19 protein-coding genes are annotated in these 21,861 nt (G+C 38.6%); 10 read left to right on the plus strand and 9 right to left on the minus strand.

The window, feature by feature from the left end; all coding sequences use genetic code 11:
* Nucleotides 1-88 precede the first annotated feature (88 nt).
* The 4 genes from QUE72_RS07475 to QUE72_RS07490 all read right to left on the minus strand — a co-directional run bounded on the left by QUE72_RS07475 (nt 89) and on the right by QUE72_RS07490 (nt 3,008).
* On the minus strand, nt 89-886 hold the full coding sequence (locus QUE72_RS07475; protein ID WP_074496609.1) for a response regulator: 798 nt from the start codon (nt 884-886) through the stop codon (nt 89-91).
* Between the two features lie 18 nt (nt 887-904).
* Nucleotides 905-1,234: an SUI1 family translation initiation factor gene (locus tag QUE72_RS07480; RefSeq protein ID WP_286272495.1), complete on the minus strand. Its 330-nt coding sequence runs from the start codon at nt 1,232-1,234 to the stop codon at nt 905-907.
* Between the two features lie 98 nt (nt 1,235-1,332).
* Nucleotides 1,333-2,259, minus strand: a complete 927-nt coding sequence (locus QUE72_RS07485; RefSeq protein WP_074496608.1) for an electron transfer flavoprotein subunit alpha/FixB family protein — start codon at nt 2,257-2,259, stop codon at nt 1,333-1,335.
* Nucleotides 2,256-3,008 carry an electron transfer flavoprotein subunit beta/FixA family protein gene (locus QUE72_RS07490; protein ID WP_074496607.1) on the minus strand — a complete coding sequence of 251 codons (753 nt, stop codon included), beginning with the start codon at nt 3,006-3,008 and terminating at the stop codon, nt 2,256-2,258. The genes QUE72_RS07485 and QUE72_RS07490 overlap by 4 nt, the downstream gene beginning before the upstream one ends.
* 283 nt (nt 3,009-3,291) lie before the next feature.
* Between QUE72_RS07490 and QUE72_RS07495 the strand changes: the two genes are divergently transcribed.
* Nucleotides 3,292-4,941: an electron transfer flavoprotein-ubiquinone oxidoreductase gene (locus QUE72_RS07495; protein ID WP_286272499.1), complete on the plus strand. Its 1,650-nt coding sequence runs from the start codon at nt 3,292-3,294 to the stop codon at nt 4,939-4,941.
* A gap of 50 nt (nt 4,942-4,991) precedes the next feature.
* On the opposite strand, the gene QUE72_RS07500 is transcribed toward QUE72_RS07495, so the two are convergent.
* A complete protein-coding gene (locus QUE72_RS07500; protein ID WP_286272502.1) occupies nt 4,992-5,741 on the minus strand; it encodes a type 1 glutamine amidotransferase domain-containing protein in 750 nt (249 codons plus the stop codon).
* A gap of 159 nt (nt 5,742-5,900) precedes the next feature.
* Here QUE72_RS07500 and yegD point away from each other — a divergent pair, with 159 nt between their 5' ends.
* Nucleotides 5,901-7,259 carry a molecular chaperone gene (yegD, locus tag QUE72_RS07505; RefSeq protein WP_286272504.1) on the plus strand — a complete coding sequence of 453 codons (1,359 nt, stop codon included), beginning with the start codon at nt 5,901-5,903 and terminating at the stop codon, nt 7,257-7,259.
* A gap of 97 nt (nt 7,260-7,356) precedes the next feature.
* Here the strand turns inward: yegD and QUE72_RS07510 are convergent, their stop codons facing one another.
* The gene (locus tag QUE72_RS07510) at nt 7,357-8,370 is read right to left on the minus strand and encodes a metalloprotease (protein ID WP_286272506.1); all 1,014 of its coding nucleotides are present in this window, start codon (nt 8,368-8,370) and stop codon (nt 7,357-7,359) included.
* 405 nt (nt 8,371-8,775) lie between these two features.
* On the opposite strand from QUE72_RS07510, the gene pnp reads away from it, so the two are divergent.
* From pnp to QUE72_RS07530, 4 genes are all read left to right on the plus strand, one after another.
* Nucleotides 8,776-10,905 carry a polyribonucleotide nucleotidyltransferase gene (gene pnp / locus QUE72_RS07515; RefSeq protein ID WP_074496603.1) on the plus strand — a complete coding sequence of 710 codons (2,130 nt, stop codon included), beginning with the start codon at nt 8,776-8,778 and terminating at the stop codon, nt 10,903-10,905.
* A 125-nt stretch (nt 10,906-11,030) separates the two neighbouring features.
* A complete protein-coding gene (nlpI, locus tag QUE72_RS07520; RefSeq protein WP_286272510.1) occupies nt 11,031-11,924 on the plus strand; it encodes a lipoprotein NlpI in 894 nt (297 codons plus the stop codon).
* Between the two features lie 9 nt (nt 11,925-11,933).
* Entirely contained in the window at nt 11,934-13,298 is a 1,365-nt protein-coding gene (locus tag QUE72_RS07525) for a hypothetical protein (RefSeq protein ID WP_286272512.1), read from the plus strand.
* 369 nt (nt 13,299-13,667) lie between these two features.
* Nucleotides 13,668-15,320 (plus strand): SufS family cysteine desulfurase, encoded by a 1,653-nt coding sequence (locus QUE72_RS07530; RefSeq protein ID WP_407704962.1) that lies wholly within the window; start codon nt 13,668-13,670, stop codon nt 15,318-15,320.
* Here the strand turns inward: QUE72_RS07530 and tcdA are convergent.
* Nucleotides 15,317-16,114, minus strand: a complete 798-nt coding sequence (gene tcdA / locus QUE72_RS07535) for a tRNA cyclic N6-threonylcarbamoyladenosine(37) synthase TcdA (protein ID WP_074496598.1) — start codon at nt 16,112-16,114, stop codon at nt 15,317-15,319. The two genes, QUE72_RS07530 and tcdA, sit on opposite strands and share 4 nt — an antisense overlap.
* 71 nt (nt 16,115-16,185) lie before the next feature.
* Nucleotides 16,186-16,452, minus strand: a complete 267-nt coding sequence (locus QUE72_RS07540; RefSeq protein WP_286272514.1) for a hypothetical protein — start codon at nt 16,450-16,452, stop codon at nt 16,186-16,188.
* 115 nt (nt 16,453-16,567) lie between these two features.
* Here QUE72_RS07540 and QUE72_RS07545 point away from each other — a divergent pair, with 115 nt between their 5' ends.
* Entirely contained in the window at nt 16,568-17,557 is a 990-nt protein-coding gene (locus QUE72_RS07545) for a GlxA family transcriptional regulator (RefSeq protein ID WP_286272515.1), read from the plus strand.
* A gap of 122 nt (nt 17,558-17,679) precedes the next feature.
* On the opposite strand, the gene QUE72_RS07550 is transcribed toward QUE72_RS07545, so the two are convergent.
* Nucleotides 17,680-18,966, minus strand: coding sequence for a citrate synthase (locus QUE72_RS07550; protein WP_286272517.1), 1,287 nt, complete (start codon nt 18,964-18,966; stop codon nt 17,680-17,682).
* 400 nt (nt 18,967-19,366) lie between these two features.
* Between QUE72_RS07550 and sdhC the strand changes: the two genes are divergently transcribed.
* Genes sdhC through sdhA form a run of 3 tightly spaced genes read left to right on the plus strand, consistent with a single transcriptional unit; the run spans nt 19,367 to nt 21,852 of the window.
* The gene (gene sdhC, locus QUE72_RS07555) at nt 19,367-19,741 is read left to right on the plus strand and encodes a succinate dehydrogenase, cytochrome b556 subunit (protein ID WP_074496595.1); all 375 of its coding nucleotides are present in this window, start codon (nt 19,367-19,369) and stop codon (nt 19,739-19,741) included.
* Nucleotides 19,735-20,082 carry a succinate dehydrogenase, hydrophobic membrane anchor protein gene (gene sdhD / locus QUE72_RS07560; protein WP_286272521.1) on the plus strand — a complete coding sequence of 116 codons (348 nt, stop codon included), beginning with the start codon at nt 19,735-19,737 and terminating at the stop codon, nt 20,080-20,082. The genes sdhC and sdhD overlap by 7 nt, the downstream gene beginning before the upstream one ends.
* Entirely contained in the window at nt 20,083-21,852 is a 1,770-nt protein-coding gene (sdhA, locus tag QUE72_RS07565) for a succinate dehydrogenase flavoprotein subunit (RefSeq protein ID WP_286272524.1), read from the plus strand.
* Nucleotides 21,853-21,861: the final 9 nt, after the last annotated feature.

The following is a 21,861-nucleotide window of genomic DNA, read 5'->3' on the forward strand; positions in this document are numbered from 1 at the left end:
GTGGAATAACCACACATTAATCGCAATGTCTTGTCTAAAGACCCATAAACTGCTGCAAAAATAAACGCGAAAGATCAACAGACCCTAATTAATGCTCTAATAGGGTATATAAAATTTGTTTAACAAATTTAGGTTCAAAGGGTTTGTCGCACAAGGCATTAACGCCATCTTGTTCAATATTTGCTAAGTGAGTATCTTTACTTTCACTGGTTACCATTAGAATAGGTATATGCGATTGTTGGCTTTGCTCTCGTACATATTTAGTTAACTGGCGTCCGTCAACTTCAGGCATATTAAAGTCAGTAACAATTAAATCGAACATGTTTTCGTTTAGTATTTCTATTGCTTCACTGCCGTCTTTTGCTTCTGTAACTTTTAACAAACCCAAATTATTCAACACACGTTTTATATGATTGCGAGCAAGCATGCTGTCGTCAACAAGTAATACACGAATTTCATGCACGTCGAAGTAATCGAGTTCCATTTCATCAGGTGAAATTAAATCAATGGTATTGTTAATGGCGGCGTGTAGGTTTTCAGGTGTAAAGGGTTTTGGCAATATTGCGACAACACCTGATTGTTTAAACTCTTCAAGGCTTTCACGTTTATATTCACTTGACACTAACATAAACGCTGAGTCTTGACACTTATCAGATGTTTTTACATGGCTTAGTAAATCAAGTGCTGTACCTTTATCAAAGTACATAGCACTGGCAATTAAATCAAAGTGATAACGTGTTATTTGCTGTAATGCATCATCAAAGGTTTTTGCTAAGGTAATTTCAGTTATGTTCTGCTGTTTTAATCGATTAATGATTATTTTACTTTGCGTATCAGATGGCTCAACGAGCAAAATAGATAGTTCACTTGGTTGTATATTTGTCATATCTTCTCTCTAGCGCTCTTAGCCGCCGGTAAATTTAACCTTGTAACCTGCTTTTTCTAATTCAGCTTTGATCACATCTCTTTTGTCGCCTTGAATTTCGATGGTTTCATCGACAACACTCCCGCCGGTGCCGGCTTTTTTCTTTAACGTACTTGCTAAGTTTTTTAGTGCTTTTTGATCAAGCCCCAAGCCAGAAATAACAATAACACCTTTACCTTTTCTGCCTTTTGTTTCTCGCCTAACTTTAGCTGTACCATCAGATGGGCTGACTTGTTCAACCTTTTCAGGTTCAATTCTACCTTCGTCAGTTGAGTAAACGAGTTGCGATAACTGATCTTGCCAAGACATATGATAAGCCCTTCGTAAGTTTTCGGCATTATATCTTTACGCATAAAAAAAACCAGTCTTTCGACTGGTTTTGTTATTTTATTACCGTATAAGTCGGTTTATAGTTTGCTTTCAAGCTCGGGTAATACGTCGAATAAGTCAGCAACAATACCGTAATCTGCAACTTGAAATATAGGCGCTTCGGCATCTTTGTTAATGGCAACGATAATTTTAGAATCTTTCATGCCGGCTAAATGCTGGATAGCACCAGAAATACCAACCGCAATATATAAGTCAGGCGCAACAATTTTACCTGTTTGACCTACTTGCATATCGTTAGGTACAAAGCCAGCATCAACAGCTGCACGAGAGGCACCAATTGCGGCACCTAGTTTATCTGCAATACCTTCTAATAATGTGAAGTTATCACCATTTTGCATACCGCGACCGCCTGAAATAACAACGTTTGCTGCGCCTAAGTCAGGGCGCTCTGATTCAGTAAATTCATCATTCACGTGTGATGAAGTACCCGCGTCAGTTGCCTGTGAAAGGTTAACAACGTCTGCGTTACCGTCGGTTGCTACCGCATCAAAAGCTGTAGCACGTACAGTGATCACTTTCTTACTGTCTAAGCTCTGTACCGTTGCTATTGCGTTGCCTGCATAAATTGGACGCACAAAAGTATCAGCAGATTCAACACCGATGATGTCTGAAATCTGTGCTACATCTAACAATGCCGCAACACGTGGCATAAAGTTTTTACCTGTTGTTAGGGCTGTTGCCATGATCACGTTATAATCGGCAGCCAGTTCAGTTACTAATAAACTTACGTTTTCTGCTAACTGGTTTTCGTAAGCTGCATTGTCAGCAATCAATACTTTTGTTACACCATTTACTTTTGCAGCCTGCTCTGCAACCGCTGAACAATTATGACCTGCAACAAGTAAATGAATATCACCACCAATTGCTTGAGCAGCTGATACTGTTTTAAGCGTGTCGGCTTTTAATTCGTTATTATCGTGTTCTACATAGATTAAAATGCTCATGCGATCACCTTAGCTTCGTTTTTCAATTTATCGACTAACTCATCTACTGTTTCAACAACAATACCCGCTTGACGTTCCGCTGGCGGTGTTACTTTTATTAAGGTTGTACGAGGTGTTAAGTCTAAGCCGAATTCTGATGCTTCTTTAACATCTAATGGCTTACGTTTTGCTTTCATAATGTTTGGTAATGAGGCATAACGTGGCTCGTTTAAACGTAAATCAGTCGTCACGATAGCAGGAAGGTTAAGAGCAACTGTCTGCAAACCACCATCTACTTCACGTGTTACGTTAACTTTATCGCCGTCTATTTTTACTTCAGAGGCGAAAGTACCTTGTGGAAGGCCAGTTAATGCTGCAAGCATTTGTCCTGTTTGGTTGTTGTCTGAATCGATTGATTGTTTTCCAAGAATAACCAATTGTGGTTGCTCTTCTTCAACAACTTTTTGCAAAAGCTTGGCGACATGTAATGAATCTAGCTTTTCATCTGTATTTATTTGAATAGCACGGTCAGCACCTAAAGCTAGGGCAGTACGTAACTGTTCTTGACAAGATTTATCACCAATTGAAATCGCGATAATTTCAGTTGCTGTACCTGCTTCTTTGAGTCTTACTGCTTCTTCTACTGCAATTTCACAGAAAGGGTTGATTGCCATTTTAACATTAGCAAGATCAACATCTGAGTTGTCAGCTTTTACACGTACTTTAACGTTATAATCGATGACACGTTTTATCGGAACTAATACTTTCATCGTTGCCTCTAATTGTGCTTGTTGTAATTTAGTGCCCAGTTTTTATAGAAAAGAACTAGACTAGTAATAACTTAACTTGAATTTGTTCAAAGGCTACTTTAGGGTTACGTGAACGTCAACGTAAATTTGTGCGATTGAACGTTTTTTGTTTTATACCAATAAACAGTCTTTTACATCATAGTATTTACTGGCGAAAATTCTATAGGTATGATGTTATCAAACAGGTGTTTGAAAATCAAACGGGTGTTTGAATTTCAGTATGGTTATCATTTCGGGGGGAATTATGGAACGCGAATCAATGGAATTTGACGTAGTGATCGTGGGGGCTGGTCCTTCTGGTTTATCTACTGCATGTAAGCTAATGCAGTTAGCTCAAGAAAAAGAACAAGAGCTAATGGTTTGTGTTGTTGAAAAGGGGTCAGAGGTTGGGGCACATATTTTATCTGGTGCGGTATTTGAGCCAAGAGCCTTAAATGAACTTTTTCCTGATTGGCAAGAAAAAGGCGCGCCACTAAATACCAAAGTAACTGGCGATGATATTTATTTATTAAACGGGGATGAAAGCGCGATTAAACTCCCCGGTTTTGGTGTACCCAAAACAATGCACAATAATGGTAACTATATTGCGAGCATGGGTAACATGTGCCGCTGGTTAGCTGAACAAGCAGAAAGTTTAGGCGTTGAAATTTTTCCAGGCTTTCCGGCACAAGAGGTTATTTATCACGAAGATGGCAGTGTTGCTGGCATATTAACCGGTGATATGGGGCTTGATACTGAAGGTAATCAGAAAGATTCATTTGTGCCTGGTATGGAACTTCGTGCTAAATATACTGTGTTTGCTGAGGGTTGTCGTGGTCATCTAGGTAAAGAACTTATTGGTAAATTTGCCTTAGATGCTGATAAATCGCCTCAACACTATGGTATTGGTTTTAAAGAAATCTGGGATATTGATCCTGATAAACATCAAGAAGGTTTAGTGGTGCATACTGCCGGTTGGCCATTAGATAAAGATACCGGTGGTGGTGGCTATTTGTATCATGCAGAAAACAATCAAGTGTTTGTTGGTATGATCATTGATCTCAATTATAGCAACCCGCATTTAAGTCCATTTGACGAATTTCAACGATATAAACATCATCCTAAAATTGCACAATATTTAACAGGCGGTAAGCGGGTTTCTTATGGTGCAAGAGCGTTAGCAAAAGGTGGATTTAATTCATTACCAAAAATGACAATGCCAGGTGCACTGTTGGTAGGTTGTGATGCTGGCACCATTAATTTTGCTAAAATTAAAGGCAATCATACGGCGATGAAGTCGGGTATGCTTGCCGCTGAAACTGTATTTCAAGCACTTGCTTCGGGTGATGAAGGTGGCAAAGACCTCACTGGTTTCACTGATAAGTTTAAGCAATCATGGCTTTATGATGAGCTATACAATACACGTAACTTTGGCCCTGCAATGCATAAATTTGGTACCTTTTGGGGCGGTGCCTTTAACACCATTGATCAAAACTTTTTTGGTGGTAAGTTACCGGTTAACTTTAAAGATGAATCATTAGATCATGCACAGCTTAAAACGGCGGCAGAGTGTGCGGTAATTCAGTACCCTAAACCGGACAATACATTAAGTTTTGATAAGTTATCTTCAGTATTTTTATCGAATACGAACCATGAAGAAGAACAGCCATGCCATCTAAAATTAGCTGATAGCAGCATTCCTCTCTCAGTCAATTTACCTAAGTATGCAGAACCTGCTCAGCGATATTGTCCTGCAGGAGTATATGAAGTTGAAAGTACCGACGATGGCGATAAGTTTGTGATTAATGCTCAAAACTGTGTTCACTGTAAAACGTGTGACATTAAGGACCCAAGCCAGAATATTACTTGGGTAACGCCAGAAGGGGCTGGGGGGCCAAATTACCCCAACATGTAAACGATTTGAGCCGGCATAAGCCGGCTTTCTTTTAGTTAAACTTATATTGATTAATTTTTCCGTAATTGATTGATTAGCGCGTCAGCTAATGGTGTTGCTGATGCAGGGTTTTGACCGGTTATTAACTGCCCATCAATAATTACATTACTTTGCCAAGGCTTTCCTTCTATGAATGTTGCACCTTGATCTATTAACTTACTTTGTAAAAGAAAAGGCACAATATTTTCAGTGCCTAATTCTTGCTCTTCGATATTACTAAAGCCTGTGACTCTTTTACCTTTAATCAGTAAATCACCATTTGGTAATGTGATACTAGTTAACGCAGCAACACCATGGCAAACTGCGGCAACAATACCATTGTTTTGATAAATAGTGGTCGATATTCGCTCGATGTCAGGGTTATTTGGAAAATCCCACATCGGCCCAGAGCCACCACTGTAGATAACAGCGTCATATTCGTTAGCAACCACCTTATCTATAGGTATGGTATTTAGCACCTTTGTTAGTAGGTCGGTATCATTGAGAAATCGTTGATGGTTATCATCAGCTTCTGTAAAGGCTTTCGCATCTATGGGGGCTAACCCTCCTTTGATGCTGGCAATATCAACGTCAATATTAGCTTGCGTTAAACGGTAGTAAGGATGCGTAAGTTCAGGTAACCAAAAGCCTGTTTTTTTGCCTGTACTCCCAAGTTGATCGTGGCTTGTTAAAACAATTAGCACTTTTTTTGTATCGTTTGCTAATGCCTGATTAGCGAACGATATCATCACTAAAATACTTAAAATGACTTTGTAAAACATCGGATATACCTTTTAAATGGAGAAAGTGAAGGTAGTGTAGATGCCTTGAGCGCGCAGCTCATTTACATAGGTTGATTTTGTTAAGTTTTAGTATTTTTACTTGCACTATTGTTATCAGCCTCTTAAGCTACGCGGCTTTTTATTGCGATGGGGGATAATATGATTGGTTTTGACTATGGTACATCTAATTGTGCTGTTGGCGTAATGGAGCACGGCCAACCCAAAATTGTAAACTTACCCGCGCATGGCACGTTAATGCCTTCAACACTTTATTCACCAGATAGAGATATTATTGTTAGTTGGCTTTATGCTCAGTTAACGCCTAGTGTACAACAAGCGTTTAAAACGTTGCGTATGTTATCGATGCAAAAAGGGCAAAAAGCACTACGAGAATTAGCGTTAGATGGGCTATCAAGCGAGTTATCGTTCGGTCAACAAGCTTTAGCAAATTACTTGGAAGAGCCAGAAGAAGGCTACTATATTAAATCTCCGAAATCATTTTTAGGGGCAAGTGGTTTAAAGCAACCACAAATAGATTTATTTGAAGATATTGTTGCCGCAATGATGTCGCATGTAAAGCAGCAAGTAGAAAGCTCTTTAGGGCGAGAGGTTAATCAGACCGTTATTGGCCGTCCAATTAACTTTCAGGGGTTAAAAGGTGAGGAAAGCAACCAACAAGCGATTGCTATTTTAACAAATGCCGCGAAACGGGTGGGTTTTTCTTCGATTGAATTTCAGTATGAACCCGTTGCTGCAGGCTTTGAATATGAAGCGTCGCTTTCAACAGATAAACGTGTATTAGTTGTTGATATTGGTGGTGGTACGACAGATTGTTCAATGATTTTAATGGGGCCTGCTTATATTGATAGTGATGATCGAAGTAAACAGCTCCTTGCACATTCAGGTGAACGTATTGGTGGTAATGATTTTGATATTCAATTAGCGTTTCGCGGTTTAATGCCAAATTTAGGGGCGACTAGTCAGTTAAAATCGGGTAAACCTATGCCAACGAACAGTTATTGGCAAGCGGTTGCGATAAATAATATTAATGAGCAAACCGCGTTTTATAGCGCAGCCAATGGCCGGCATTTAGACATGTTACAACGTGATGCAGAGCATCCTGAGCTGGTTAGTCGTTTAATAAAACTGTACCGAGAAAAGTTAAGTTATCAATTGGTCAATAGCGCTGAAAATGCCAAAATCTCCTTATCAACACAACCCAGTAATACCGTTGATTTAAGCTATATTGAACATGCATTAATGCAAACGTTGTCGATTGAGGGGTTCCAGCAAGCGTGTGAAAAAGAATTACAGGCTATTGGAAGACTTATGCAAGATTGTGTAAGACAGGCAGGGTGCCAGCCTGATGTTGTATTTGTTACTGGAGGTACCGCTAAATCAACGGTAATCAGCCAGTATATAGAGCAACAATTTCAAGGGGTAGAGCTTGTAATTGGTGATCATTTTGGCAGTGTTACAGCTGGTTTAACACGCTGGGCAGAACGAATATTTAAATAATTAGCTTTAGTTTATTAACATTTATGTCAGTAGTTGTTCTCTAGAGCGTTAATTGAAAAGCCTGAATTATTCAGGCTTTGCTATTTTACAGTTGTAATTAGCTAGATAATATTTTCATGGGTAAACTAAGAATAACATTATCGGCATCGGCAAAATGCATCATTACTGCTACATGCCCGGCAACAACGGCAACATACATTATTGCTGAAAATATCTGACCGTACCTATCTAACGGTAACAAATGAGATTGTTTTCTGCTTCTCCATTCGAAGATTATTTCTATACTGCCAATAAAGATAAAAAAGACTAAAAGCATCAAGCCAAAGGTATAGCTAATCCATAATCCAAGCGTTACACCAGCTAAACACGCGAGTAAACCTATCCAAGAGCGCATGGAAAAACTGATACTTTTTAATACGTGACCTCCATCAAGCGGTAAAATTGGTAATAAGTTAAATAAATTCAGTAATGCACTTATTACGGCAACACCGGCAAAAATTTCCAAGTCGGTTGCATAATATAACACGACACCTAAAATTGAGGTGATCAAACCATAGGCTGGACCCATCAAAGAAATGACCACGTCTTGCCAGCGAGTGGTAATTTTTTCATCGCTGACCGCTAAGCCGCCGACAAAGGGAATTAAATAGATGCCTTTGGTTTTAATACCAAAATATTGCATGGCACGAACATGGCCATATTCATGAATGACTAAACAAACAATTAACATCATGGCAAACTCAAAAGAGAATAACCATGCGTACCCCGCAACAGAAGCGCCGGCTAGCGCCGCTTTAATGATCTTTGCACTTTTAAAAACTTTAAGTCCCAATGCAGCTAAACCTAGCCAACCTGTTTTATTCTCTGTATTTGTTGTGGGCACATCAAGATAATCAAAAGGTGCATCAGTAGTGGCAATTCCAATACGGCCTGCTGATAATTGTTCGGTATCAAATTGAAGCATTGCTCCGTTAATTTGACAGCTTTTAATGAAGTTATTTACCGTGGTTAATTGTATCGCTTGTTGGTCGCAAAACACTTGAACTATTTCTGAGTCATTAACAAAGACGGTAAATTGGGCATCGGCATAGGTGAATGCGAGTTTATTCATGATTAGATAAATTTCGTGCCTTTAATATATAGAGGGAGCAGAGTATAAAAAGTTGTGCTTAGTTTTTACAGTTAAATAATGACAAATTGAACTTTGCCAAGACTAAGTAAACACTTTAATCCATACGAGCCTTTAAACTTATGACATTCTGTCAATGGTAAAATATTTCATCAAATACTAGGAAATCTAGCTAATCTGTGATTTTTTAAGCAATAAAATCGTTAATTGACCTAGCAATACGTAACTCACTCAGTATAATATCCCGTGCTGAAATAAGTCAGCAACGATAAAGCTCCAAACTGTATAATTATTTGTTTATTGGCCATCAGTTTTTCATGGTAACTAAGTGAACAAATAATTGTACAGATTGGATAAAAAGAAATTTTGAATGAAAGGTAAAAGTTAATGTTCAATCCAGTAACAAAATCATTCCAATTTGGCCAACATACGGTCACATTGGAAACAGGTGCGATAGCACGTCAAGCAACTGCAGCTGTCATGGCAAGCATGGACGATACATCAGTATTAGTTTCTGTAGTCGCAAAAAAAGATGCAGTTGAAGGCCAAGACTTCTTCCCACTAACGGTTAATTACCAAGAGCGTACTTACGCTGCAGGTAAAATTCCAGGTGGCTTTTTTAAACGTGAAGGCCGCCCTTCAGAAGAAGAAACATTAATTGCACGCTTAATTGACCGCCCAATTCGTCCGTTATTTCCTGAAGGATTTACAAACGAAGTTCAGGTTATTATCACGGTTGTTTCAGCAAACCCTGAAATTTCACCTGATATTATTTCACTATTAGGTACTTCTGCTGCCTTAGCTATTTCTGGTGCACCATTTAATGGCCCAGTTGGTGCAGCACGTGTTGGTTACTCTGATGGAAAATATCTCCTTAACCCGCTTCAATCTGAACTTGAGTCTTCTCAATTAGATTTAGTGGTTTCTGGTACTGAGTCAGCGGTATTAATGGTTGAGTCTGAAGCAGACGTTTTATCTGAAGAAGTTATGTTAGGTGCCGTTGTATACGGCCATGAGCAAATGCAAACGGCAATTACGGCGATTAATGAATTTGCTGCAGAAGTTGCAACACCTTCATGGGAGTGGTCTGCGCCAGCGAAAAACGTTGATTTAGCAACCAAAATCGCTGAACTTGCAACCGAGCAAGTGAATGATGCATATCAAATTACCGAAAAAGCAGCACGTTATGAAAAAGTTGCTGAAATTCGTAATGCCGTTCTAGCACAATTAGAAGAAGCTGATGCTGAATTGAATGTTCAAGAAGCAAAAGATTTATTCCATGATTTAGAAAAAACAATCGTGCGTGGTCGTATTACACAAGGTTCTCCTCGTATTGATGGTCGTGATCCAGAAATGATCCGTGCATTAGACGTAATGACGGGTGTATTACCAAGAACTCATGGTTCATCTGTATTTACGCGTGGTGAAACACAAGCCTTAGTAACAGCTACTTTAGGTACGCAGCGTGATGCACAACGTATTGATACTATTATGGGTGAGAAAACTGACAACTTTATGTTGCATTATAACTTCCCTCCATACTGTGTAGGTGAAACGGGTTTTGTTGGTTCACCAAAACGTCGTGAAATTGGCCATGGTCGTTTAGCTAAACGTGGTATGTTAGCGGTTATGCCTTCAGTTGATGACTTCCCGTATTCTGTACGTGTAGTATCTGAAATTACTGAATCAAATGGTTCATCTTCAATGGCTTCTGTTTGTGGTACTTCGCTTGCGTTAATGGATGCTGGTGTGCCAATTAAAGCCTCTGTTGCGGGTATCGCGATGGGTCTCGTGAAAGAAGGCGATGACTTTGTTGTGCTTTCTGATATTTTAGGCGACGAAGATCACTTAGGTGATATGGATTTCAAAGTAGCTGGTACTACTGAAGGTATTACTGCGTTACAAATGGATATCAAAATTGAAGGTATCACGCAAGAAATCATGCAAATTGCATTAAACCAAGCAAAAGGTGCGCGTACGCATATTCTTTCTGTAATGGATGATGCAATTAACGGTGCCCGTGACGATATCTCTGAATTTGCCCCACGAATTCATACAATGAAAATCAACGCTGACAAAATTCGTGACGTTATTGGTAAAGGTGGTGCAACAATTCGCCAACTTACCGAAGAAACGGGTACAACGATTGAAATTGAAGATGATGGTACAGTAAAAATTGCTGCAACTGACGGCGAACAAGCAAAAGATGCGATTGCGCGTATTGAAGCATTAACGGCTGAAATTGAAGTGGGTTCGGTTTACACAGGTAAAGTTGTACGTATCGTAGACTTTGGTGCGTTTGTTAACGTTCTTCCTGGTAAAGATGGTTTAGTGCACATTTCACAAATTGCCCATGAGCGTGTTAATGCAGTGACAGACGTATTGAACGAAGGTGAAGAAGTGACGGTTAAAGTGCTCGAAGTCGATCGTCAAGGTCGCGTACGTTTAAGCATGAAAGAATGCATTGAAAAACCAGCACAACCTGAAGAGTCATCTGACGATTCAGCTGCTGAATAACGTTAAATCGTGTTGAAAAAGGAGCCTTAGGCTCCTTTTTTTGTCTCATGGATGTAGATAACTACTCGCATTCATTAATAGCATGAGTATAATCAAACAGACATATTATAAAGGCTGAATTATTCGTGAAAGTATTATTATCTTCCTCGCTTGTGTTAGGGCTTGTCGCTATTTTACAAGGCTGCGCTGCTACTTCTTCCACATCAAATACTTATATTGATCAACTCGTTATTGCTGAGCCTTTACCGGTAAATTATAAAAGTGAAGTAGCAATTGCCAGAATGAGTGATGTCATTCATCGCGCTGAAATTACTGATGAGCAACGCGCTCAGCTTTTTTATGACCGTGGTGTCATTTATGACAGTGTTGGTTTGCGTTCGTTAGCAAGGCTAGATTTTAATCGTGCACTACGCTTAAAACCTGATTTGGTTGAGGCTTATAATTTTTTAGGTATTCATTACACGCAAATGCAAGAATACGAACAAGCTTATGAATCGTTTGACGCTACTCTAGAACTTGCACCTGATCACCAGTATGCATATTTAAACCGAGGTATCGCGCTTTATTATGGTGATCGTGCTTCATTAGCTGTTAATGATCTACGTGAATTCTATCAACAAAGTGAAAATGATCCATACAGACTGTTATGGTTATATATAGGCGAACAAAGAGTAAATGCTGATGAAGCTTTAGTTAACCTTAAATCTCGCGCTAAAAATATTAGCGACAACAGTTGGGCAAAATCAATTGTCAATTTATATGCGGGTAATATTAGTCAAAGTCATTTTATTGATACCGTCACTGAAGATATACATTCGAACAAGCAATTTAGTGAACGATTATGTGAGGCATATTTTTATCTTGGAAAGTTAAACCTACTCAAGGGAAACAAAAGAGCAGCAGCTAATTTTTATAAACTTGCATTGAGTACCAATGTTTATGAGTTTGTTGAACATCGCTATGCACAGCTAGAACTCGATTTACTAAAAAGTCCAAAAATACAATTTCCTGACTCTTAAGCAAAAGCTATGAGGTTGAAAAACCTGATCATATCGGTATGCGCTGTTATACTTTTAGTCATACCGTTGCTATTACCTGCGATTACTAATGTTGCTTTAGAACGTGATATCGCCCCTTCATGGTTGCAAACTTATGGGGCGTACAAAGAATTACCTGCTTATTATCATTTTTTAAGAAGAAATCACAAAGTCGATAGTGAAAAGTGGCTTCGTGCCAGTATTAAACTATCGGTTGATATACCTGAAGTAAGTTATGAAGTTTCTGAGTATTATCGGCATTTAGGTCGCGATAACCAGGCGCTATTTTGGTTAAAAAAATCAGCGAACAAAGGTGTTGAAAAAGCAATATTGCGCTTAGCTAAATATTATATTGCTGAAAAACAAGTCGTGAAAGCAGATCGTTTACTTTCTTCATCTATGCAACACCGAGACGTACTCGAACTATCAATAGAAACCGCGCTAATGTTGGGTGATGAACTTCAATTTAAAGAGCGAAAAAATATACTGGCCAATATTGATAAACGTGCTCCATTACTTGTTACACTCTCTAACTTTTCAATTTTCGAACAGCTACAACCTTTGAATCGCCAATGTGTCATAAATATTCAACCCATAGCGACAAAGCTCAACGACTTAATTTTATTACAGCATCGTATAAGCGAATTGTCAGCCTTCCCAATAAACGACTTTATTTGTTTCGAAAAGCCGTTGTATCATCCGTTAAAAGCCTTAGCATGCTTTCATCAAAACGCTGAACGTATTCAGTGTAATGTGAATATTTGGCAATCATATCCATTAACGCATGTAGACTATTTATTGATCATGTCCCCAGAAGGAGGGGCTAACGTTGATCATGGCATTATTTATATTGATCGGCACGATACAATTGATGTATTAGTGCATGAATTGATGCACTCTTTCGGCTTTATTGATGAGTATCCACTACCACTGAACCATCAACGATGTTCAACTGCGCAAACTAAACCATTTGCACATAACGTCGTGGTATTGGAAAACGAGGTGTTATATGGAGATCGAAAAAAATTGAGAACGAAAGTGTTAGAACAACTGCCATGGCGTGATCATATTTTACCGACTACACCAATTTTAACTGCGGTTGAAAATGGCTGGCAAGTAGGTACTTCTGAAATGCAAAATAACCTTGTCGGTTTATACCATAGCAGAACTTGCCATGGGAATCGCACAGGTAACAAAACCGCTATTAAGCTACAAGCATTTAAACCAATACAATCAAAAACAAAACTAGAATATTTTGAATTAAAAGTGCCAACATTATATTGGCAAATACTTAAACAGCAGCCAAAACGATTTTTGATGCCTGATCACCGAGTTAATGCAAAACGTTTACATTAACAAAGGTTAAGCTACTGATTTATAATTGGTTGTCTAGAGATGTTAGCCTCTCTTAATGATATTTTTTTATTGATATCTGTTTTCTTGTTTATCGGTATGTGCGTTGTTGGCCAGTTAATATTATTTGTTATATTCTTTGCATGTCTCTGTGTGAATTGTTGTGTTTGGGGTAATAACGATTGATTTTTTGCATTGAACCACGAAAATAAAGCCATGAGATACACCTAGCAATTTACCTAATTAAGTTATAGTCAATATTTCACTTTTTACATAAGACGAAAAAGTAACTAACAGGAAAATATTATTAAAAATTTGTATTAAGGATGGGGTATACTCGTTGCAAATTTATGATGCTTTTTTTATTGTTTAATGACGTCTGTGGAACTTACTCAATTACGCCGAACTTTCCCTTTGTTGAATCAAGAAATCAACGGAAATGAAATTATTTATTTCGATAATGCAGCGACTACACAAAAACCCAAAAGTGTAGTTGAAGCAATACAAACCTATTATCAACAAAGTAATGCTAATGTTCATCGTTCAGCACATTCTTTAGCGAGTAAGGCAACAACGCAATTTGAAGACACTCGAATTGCTGTTCAGCAGTTAATTAATGCAAAACATTCACACGAAGTAATTTGGACTAGTGGTACCACAGAAGCCATCAATCTTGTTGCCTATTCTTGGGGAAGATCTCAATTAACAGTGGGTGATGAAATAATTGTTAGTCAGGCAGAGCATCACGCTAATATTGTACCTTGGCAACAACTTGAAAAAGAAATAGGCATAAAGTTACGCATCATTGAGCTGACCGAAACAGGTATTATTGATGTACATTCATTCGAAACATTACTATCAGAAAAAACAAAATTAGTGTCGATTAATCACATCTCAAATGTGATCGGTAAAGTAAATCCGATTGAGGATGTGATTGTCAAAGCTAAGGCCGTTGGTGCGAAAGTACTGCTTGATGCTGCTCAATCAATTGCCCATCTATCTATTGATGTACAACAACTTGATTGTGACTTTATGGTATTTTCTGCGCACAAAATGTATGGCCCTACTGGTGTAGGTTGCCTTTATGGAAAAGCAGAACTCCTCAATGCCATGCCGCCTTATAAAACCGGCGGAGAAATGATCAAAAAAGTGAGTTTCATCTCAGGCACTACTTTCAATACTCTACCTTACAAATTTGAAACAGGTACACCGAATATCGCGGGAGTCATTGGTTTTAATGCGGCAATTAATTTTCTAAAACTGAACCCAAAAGCAAGAGATAAAGAAAAGGCGCTTACTCAATATACTTATCAGCAATTATTAGCTTTAAAGCCTTTAACCTTGTTAGTTGCTGAACAACCAGACATTGGCATATTTTCGTTTAATATCGAATCAGTCCACCCACAAGACGTTGCTAGTTATCTGGATAGTAAGGGCGTAGCAGTAAGAGGAGGGCATCATTGTGCGATGCCTTTAATGGAATACTTCGCTGTGCAAGGTTGTATTAGAGTATCGTTAGCACTTTATAATACAAAAGAAGAAGTTGATAAATTAATAACCTTGCTAAAAAGCTTTCTCACTGAAAATGAGAGATCAAATGTCACGCGTAAAACAGTAGTGCTTCCTAACGATATTATGCCTTTATTTGCACAGGCAAAGTCTTGGGATGCTAAGCACCGCCAAATTATGTTGCTTGGTAAAACGTTGACTGCAATGCCCGATGCATTGAAAACCGATGAAACACTCGTTGATGGCTGTGAAAGTGATGCATGGCTGTATGTTTATGTGAATGACAAAAATGAAGTGGTCATTCAGGCATTTTCACAAGCTAAAATTATCAAAGGATTATTAGTTATTGTGCAAAAAGCGGTAAACAATAAGCCAGTACAGTACGTTAAATCGTTTGATTTTAATAAGTATTTTGATTCACTAGGGCTACTTCAACATTTAAGCCCATCCCGCGGTAATGGGCTATTAGCGATTGTAAATAAAATAAAGCGTGTTATTGCTTATTCTGATACTTAACGTTCATTTTTTAATCGTGCTTTTTTAGTGATTTTATCTAATGCTTTACCTACAGCAAAAAAGGCGAAGCTTGCAGTTACATGGGTAGCCGCACCAAAGCCACCACTGCAATCAAGGCGCATTGCACCGTCGTTAGACTGTTTAGCCTGACATACTTCACCTGAGCCATCAGGGTAGTTTAATTGCTCGGTTGAAAAAACGGCATCAACACCGAATTTTCTTTTAGTATTGCGGCTAAAGTTAAACTCCCGACGGAGTTGATTTCTTACTTTTGATAATAAGGGATCTTGATAAGTATGCGCGAGATCTGAGATAGCAATTTTACTTGGATCGGTTTGCCCACCAGCGCCCCCCACAGTGACTAAATTTATTTTATTTCGCTTACAGTGAGCTATCATTGCTGTTTTGATTTGTACAGAATCAATAGCATCAATGACATAGTCATAACCTTTATCCATTAAATCGGCTAAATTTTCTTTCGTAACAAAATCTTCAATACAATGAACAATGCAATCAGGGTTAATAAGTGAGATGCGTTCAGCCATCACATCAACTTTACTTTGACCGACAGTAGCAGTAAGGGCATGTATTTGCCTGTTAGTATTCGTCGTGCAAATGTCATCTAAATCAATTAAGGTGAGGGTGCTTACACCAGTTCGAGCCAGCGATTCAGCCACCCAAGAGCCAACACCACCGATGCCTACAACACAAATGTGTGAATTTTGAATAGCAGCAGTACCTACTTGTCCGTATAAACGTTCGATACCGCCAAATCTTGTTTGATAATCTGACATAACACGACAACTAAACTAAAAAGTTGGCGCATTATATAGTCAGTACTTCTATTAGGCAAAACTGTATTTTATTAGCAACACATTCCTTTTAAATATGGGCAATCTTTTACATGTGCTTTAATCGTTCCTGAAAGAGTATTAATGTTATTTAACAATCTATTCAATCTGTTATCTATTATCACACCAAAAGTTATGGTCATTAATAGTAATAATGGTAACACAACAAAAGCACCAAATGCTGATATGGGATAATAAAATGGTATTACTGCGAAGGTAATAAAAATTACCAATATAAATAAACTGTGTACTGTTTGAATGAAGCGTATCGTTTTTATCATGTGAATTTCCTCCTGAAGGCTCACCAAGTCAAGTTTATGGCTTGCGCATTTAATCAACAAGTGTCATATTTGACATATTAAAAGGTGAAAGTGACAGTGTTGTACTGGGTGTGTAATGAATATTGGTTTAATTGCAGTAAACAATTGTATGGTTTCGGGCATTTATGGTGTGCTTGATATTTTTTATACAGCCAACTTCTGTATTGAAAAAAAATACGGTAAAAATAGTAAACATCACTTTAATTGCAATATATATACGATTGATGATCGCCCAGTAAAAGGTTTTAATGGAATCGAAATAAAACCAACAGCATCAATTAAAACAAACGATGCGTTAGATATTTTGATTATTTCAGCCAGTGCAGAAATTGTTGTTGAGTGCTGTCAAGAATCAACAGAAATAGAACATCAGGGTGCAATAATCAATTGGTTAACCTACTACCATCAGTTAGGTACCGTTGTAGCAAGTTACTGTACAGGAGCCTTTTTGTTAGCTACTAGCGGGCTATTAACTGGAAAACTAGCGACAACACATTGGCGAAATGCAGACATGTTTAGACGCTTATATCCCAATATTAAGTTAACCTCAGATGAGTTAATTGTAGATAATGGCGATACTATTTGTTCAGGTGGCTCAATATCTTATATTGATTTGTCTTTATATTTAATCAATAAATATATCGGTAAAGATATCAGTGCTGAATGTGCGAAACTATTAGTGTTTGATCCAATACGGGAGAAGCAGTCGCCTTATGTGAGTTTCGAAAAGCAAAAGGATCATCACGATCAGGCTATTTTGAAAGCACAAGAATACATCGAAAGTCATTATCAACAAGACATATCAATAGAGGCGTTAGCTGAAAGGGTAGGTTTGGGATCTCGTACCTTCAAACGACGTTTTAAACAAGCAACGTCAGAAAATCCTTTAACGTATTTGCAGCGAATACGGGTTGAGCAAGCAAAATTGAAATTAGAAAACTCCACTGAATCAATCAACAAAATTATTTGGTCAGTTGGATATGAAGACATTAGTAGTTTTCGACAATTATTTAAAAGATTTACTGGCTTAACACCGAAGGATTATCGTCAAAAATTTGCGGTATAAACGGTTAGAAAAAATGAATAATTATTTGAGTATTTATTTCAAATAGGTGTTTGATTTTTAGCGTTTCTGAGATAAAAAAAAGGGAACATGAAGCTCCCTTTTTCGTAAAAATTAAATTTAAATTATCTTTCAGATAATGCTTTAAATTCACGGTTGATATCGCCAACATAGTTTTGACGAGGACGACCAATTTTCTGACCTGGTTGACCTAACATTTCATCCCAATGTGCAATCCAACCAACGGTGCGCGACATGGCGAAAATAACCGTAAACATATTTGTTGGAATACCGATTGCTTTTAAAATAATGCCTGAGTAGAAATCAACATTTGGATATAACTTCTTCTCAATGAAATATGGGTCTTCTAATGCGACTTTTTCCAGTGCCATGGCTACGTCTAATAGCGGGTCTTTAACACCTAACTCGTTTAGTACTTCGTGGCAAGTATCACGCATTACCGTTGCGCGTGGGTCGAAATTCTTATACACACGGTGACCAAAGCCCATTAAACGGAAAGAGTCATTTTTATCTTTAGCACGTGCAACAAATTCGTCAACACGGCTCAAGTCGCCAATTTCTTCTAGCATGTTTAAGCACGCTTCATTAGCTCCGCCATGTGCAGGACCCCATAATGAGGCAACACCAGCAGCAATACATGCGTAAGGATTTGCGCCAGAAGAACCTGCTAAACGTACAGTAGAAGTAGAAGCATTTTGTTCATGATCAGCATGAAGCGTGAAAATGCGATCCATTGCGCGAGCAAGCGTAGGACTTACTTTATATTCTTCAGCAGGTACTGAAAACAACATGTGAAGGAAGTTTTCAGCATAAGTGAGGTCATTTCTAGGATAAACAAAAGGTTGACCAATACTATATTTATACGCCATTGCCGCAATTGTTGGCATTTTGGCAATCAAGCGATGTGCACTGCGCATACGCTGTACACGATCATTAATATCTAAGTCACTGTGGTAGAATGAAGATAGTGCGCCAACTACACCACAAACCATCGCCATTGGATGCGCATCAGGTAAAAAACCTTGGAAGAAGTGTGCTAACTTCTCGTGCACCATCGTGTGGTTGGTAATAATGCCTTTAAATTCGTTATATTGCGCTTCTGTAGGTAGCTCACCATTTAGCAATGTGTAGCAAACTTCTAAATAATCTGCTTCTTTTGCTAGGTCGTCAATAGCGTATCCACGGTGTTGTAATACACCTTTACTGCCATCGATAAAGGTAATTGCTGATTCACAAGAAGCCGTAGCTAAAAAACCTGGGTCGTAAGTGAAGTAGCCTGCACCGCCTAAAGTGCGAATATCGATAACAGGATTGCCTGCAGTACCTTCAAGTACTGGTAATTCGGCAATTTGTTTGCCATCAATACTAAGAGTGGCTTTTGATTCAGCCATATGTTTTATCCCCTATTTAATTCGTTTTCTGATCATCTGATAATTATAGAATGAAAAGATAATCAGTTTTTATGAATATAAAACTGCGCCGTATTCTACTTCAAAACACCCCCCAAAAGTCAATTTAATTGTTATAAGATTAGACTAAAGTCATATGATTATTTGTTATCGATTAAAAAATAAGCGCAAGCCCTTAAAAACAAGGAAAAATCTCGGGTAAGAAAATTGTAATTAAAAATTTAGAGCTATATAATCACATTGATCTGAGTAAAAGTTCTACAAACAAGGAAAGTTTTTAGTTTTTTGACTAAGATCGTTGGGGGGTTATTCATTTATATCGTAAAAATGGGTAACAAAAAAAGAAAGTTGAAGGCTCTAAAAGAGCACTTAGGCAACAATCGTGAAAAAACAACGTCCTGTAAACCTAGATTTAACTACGATAAAAATGCATTCGGCAGCACATGCATCTATTTTACACCGTATCTCAGGTGTGATTATGGTATTTGCTATCGGTATTTTATTGTGGACATTATCCTTATCATTAACTTCTGCAGATGGCTTCGCGCAAGTAAAAGCATTGCTTGATGGTGTTTTCTTTAAATTAATCATAATCGGTATTATTTCCGCGCTTCTATACCATTTGCTTGGTGGTATTCGTCATTTATTGATGGATCTTGGGCATTTTGAAGAGAAAGCGTCAGGAATTGCTAGTGCCAAACTTATCATTGCTCTTTGGTTAGTATTAACTGTCGTATTTGGAGTTCGTTTATGGTAAATAACGCAGCTACTGTGGGCCGTTCAGGCGTCCATGATTTTATTTTATTACGTGCAAGCGCTGTACTACTAGCCGCTTATACTCTTTACCTATTAGGTTTTTTCGTTATAACGCCTGAAGTAACGTTTGATATTTGGCAAGGTTTTTTCAATAACCTTTGTACAAAAGTCTTCACTGTTTTAGCGCTTTTTGCCTTATTAGTTCATGCATGGATTGGTGTTTGGCAGGTACTTTCTGATTATGTCAAACCAGCCTTTTTGCGTGGCGTATTACAATTTTTATTTGCCGTATTGCTACTTGCATATCTAGTAGCTGGCTTTTTAACAGTGTGGGGTGTGTAAGTGAGCGTATCAGTTCGTGAATTTGACGCCATCGTTATTGGCGCAGGCGGTGCTGGCATGCGTGCAGCACTCGCAATCTCGGAATCAGGCAAAAGTTGTGCTTTGATTTCAAAAGTTTTCCCTACTCGTTCTCATACAGTATCTGCTCAAGGTGGTATTACTGTTGCGCTTGGTAATGCGCATGAAGATCACTGGGAACAACATATGTACGACACAGTGAAAGGTTCTGATTATATTGGTGACCAAGACGCAATTGAGTATATGTGTAAAACTGGCCCAGAATCTATTATTGAATTAGAAAAGATGGGTTTACCGTTTTCTCGATTTGAGAACGGCAAAGTTTATCAACGTCCTTTCGGTGGACAATCGAAAAACTTTGGCGGTGAACAAGCTGCGCGTACAGCGGCTGCTGCCGATCGTACTGGCCACGCTTTGTTACATTGTCTTTATCAGCAAAATGTTAAAAATAAAACTAATGTTTATTCAGAGTGGTATGCATTAGATTTAGTTAAAAATGACGATGGTGCTGTTGTAGGTACAACTGCTATTTGTATCGAAACGGGTGAAGTTGTTTATTTTAAAGCACGCGCAACTGTATTAGCTACTGGTGGCGCAGGTCGTATTTTTGCTTCAACAACCAATGCTCACATTAATACCGGTGATGGTGTTGGCATGTCGCTTCGCGCTGGCGTACAAATGCAAGATATGGAGATGTGGCAATTCCATCCAACGGGCATTGCAGGGGCAGGTACGCTTGTCACTGAAGGCTGTCGTGGTGAAGGTGGCTATCTATTGAATAAAGATGGCGAACGCTTTATGGAACGTTATGCACCAAACGCTAAAGATTTAGCAGGTCGAGACGTTGTTGCTCGTTCAATGATGACAGAGATTCGTGAAGGTCGCGGTTGTGACGGCCCTTGGGGTCCGCACATTAAACTTAAGCTAGATCACCTTGGTCGTGAAACGTTGAATCAGCGTTTACCAGGTGTTTGTGATTTATCGAAAACCTTTGCACATGTTGACCCCGCTGAAGAGCCAATTCCAGTTATTCCTACCTGTCACTACCAAATGGGTGGTGTACCTTGTAATGTTAACGGACAGGCTATCACATTCAATCCGCAGACAGGTGAAGATACTATTATTGAAGGTTTATTTGCGGTTGGAGAAATTGCAAACGTATCTGTACATGGGGCAAACCGTTTAGGTGGTAACTCATTACTTGATTTAGTGGTATTTGGCCGTGCAGCCGGTAACTTCCTGGGGACTTACCTTAACGATACGCAATCAGCTAAAGATGCGTCTGGTTCTGATATTGATGCAGCGCTTGCGCGTTATAATCGTTGGGAATCATCAACAACAGGTGAAGATCCAGTTCAAATTCGTAAAGACCTACAAAAATGTATGCAATTTAACTTCTCGGTATTCCGTGAAGGTGAAGCGATGGCCGAAGGTATGAAAGAATTAACTGAAATTCGTGAACGCCTTAAGCACGCAAAACTTGATGATAAGTCTTCTGAATTTAACACGCAACGTATCGAGTGTTTAGAATTAGACAACCTTATGGAAACGGCCTTTAGTACAGCTAAAGCGGCTAACTTCCGCACTGAATCTCGTGGCGCACATGCTCGAGAAGATTTCCAAGAGCGTGATGATGAAAATTGGTTATGTCATACAATTTACAGCCCTGACACAGAAGATATGTCTAAGCGTACTGTAAATATGGAACCTGTTCACCGTGAAGCTTTCCCACCGAAAGCTCGTACATACTAAGGAGCATTA

The organism is Thalassotalea hakodatensis (genome assembly GCF_030295995.1).
GTDB lineage: Bacteria > Pseudomonadota > Gammaproteobacteria > Enterobacterales > Alteromonadaceae > Thalassotalea_C > Thalassotalea_C hakodatensis.

What these genes read in the sequence shown, in the direction of transcription:
- QUE72_RS07475 (WP_074496609.1), bottom strand. Translation starts at nt 886, where the DNA reads ATGACAAATATACAACCAAGTGAACTATCTATTTTGCTCGTTGAGCCA.
- QUE72_RS07480 (WP_286272495.1), bottom strand. Translation starts at nt 1,234, where the DNA reads ATGTCTTGGCAAGATCAGTTATCGCAACTCGTTTACTCAACTGACGAA.
- QUE72_RS07485 (WP_074496608.1), bottom strand. Translation starts at nt 2,259, where the DNA reads ATGAGCATTTTAATCTATGTAGAACACGATAATAACGAATTAAAAGCC.
- QUE72_RS07490 (WP_074496607.1), bottom strand. Translation starts at nt 3,008, where the DNA reads ATGAAAGTATTAGTTCCGATAAAACGTGTCATCGATTATAACGTTAAA.
- QUE72_RS07495 (WP_286272499.1), top strand. Translation starts at nt 3,292, where the DNA reads ATGGAACGCGAATCAATGGAATTTGACGTAGTGATCGTGGGGGCTGGT.
- QUE72_RS07500 (WP_286272502.1), bottom strand. Translation starts at nt 5,741, where the DNA reads ATGTTTTACAAAGTCATTTTAAGTATTTTAGTGATGATATCGTTCGCT.
- yegD (WP_286272504.1), top strand. Translation starts at nt 5,901, where the DNA reads ATGATTGGTTTTGACTATGGTACATCTAATTGTGCTGTTGGCGTAATG.
- QUE72_RS07510 (WP_286272506.1), bottom strand. Translation starts at nt 8,370, where the DNA reads ATGAATAAACTCGCATTCACCTATGCCGATGCCCAATTTACCGTCTTT.
- pnp (WP_074496603.1), top strand. Translation starts at nt 8,776, where the DNA reads ATGTTCAATCCAGTAACAAAATCATTCCAATTTGGCCAACATACGGTC.
- QUE72_RS07525 (WP_286272512.1), top strand. Translation starts at nt 11,934, where the DNA reads ATGAGGTTGAAAAACCTGATCATATCGGTATGCGCTGTTATACTTTTA.
- QUE72_RS07530 (WP_407704962.1), top strand. Translation starts at nt 13,668, where the DNA reads ATGACGTCTGTGGAACTTACTCAATTACGCCGAACTTTCCCTTTGTTG.
- tcdA (WP_074496598.1), bottom strand. Translation starts at nt 16,114, where the DNA reads ATGTCAGATTATCAAACAAGATTTGGCGGTATCGAACGTTTATACGGA.
- QUE72_RS07540 (WP_286272514.1), bottom strand. Translation starts at nt 16,452, where the DNA reads ATGATAAAAACGATACGCTTCATTCAAACAGTACACAGTTTATTTATA.
- QUE72_RS07545 (WP_286272515.1), top strand. Translation starts at nt 16,568, where the DNA reads ATGAATATTGGTTTAATTGCAGTAAACAATTGTATGGTTTCGGGCATT.
- QUE72_RS07550 (WP_286272517.1), bottom strand. Translation starts at nt 18,966, where the DNA reads ATGGCTGAATCAAAAGCCACTCTTAGTATTGATGGCAAACAAATTGCC.
- sdhD (WP_286272521.1), top strand. Translation starts at nt 19,735, where the DNA reads ATGGTAAATAACGCAGCTACTGTGGGCCGTTCAGGCGTCCATGATTTT.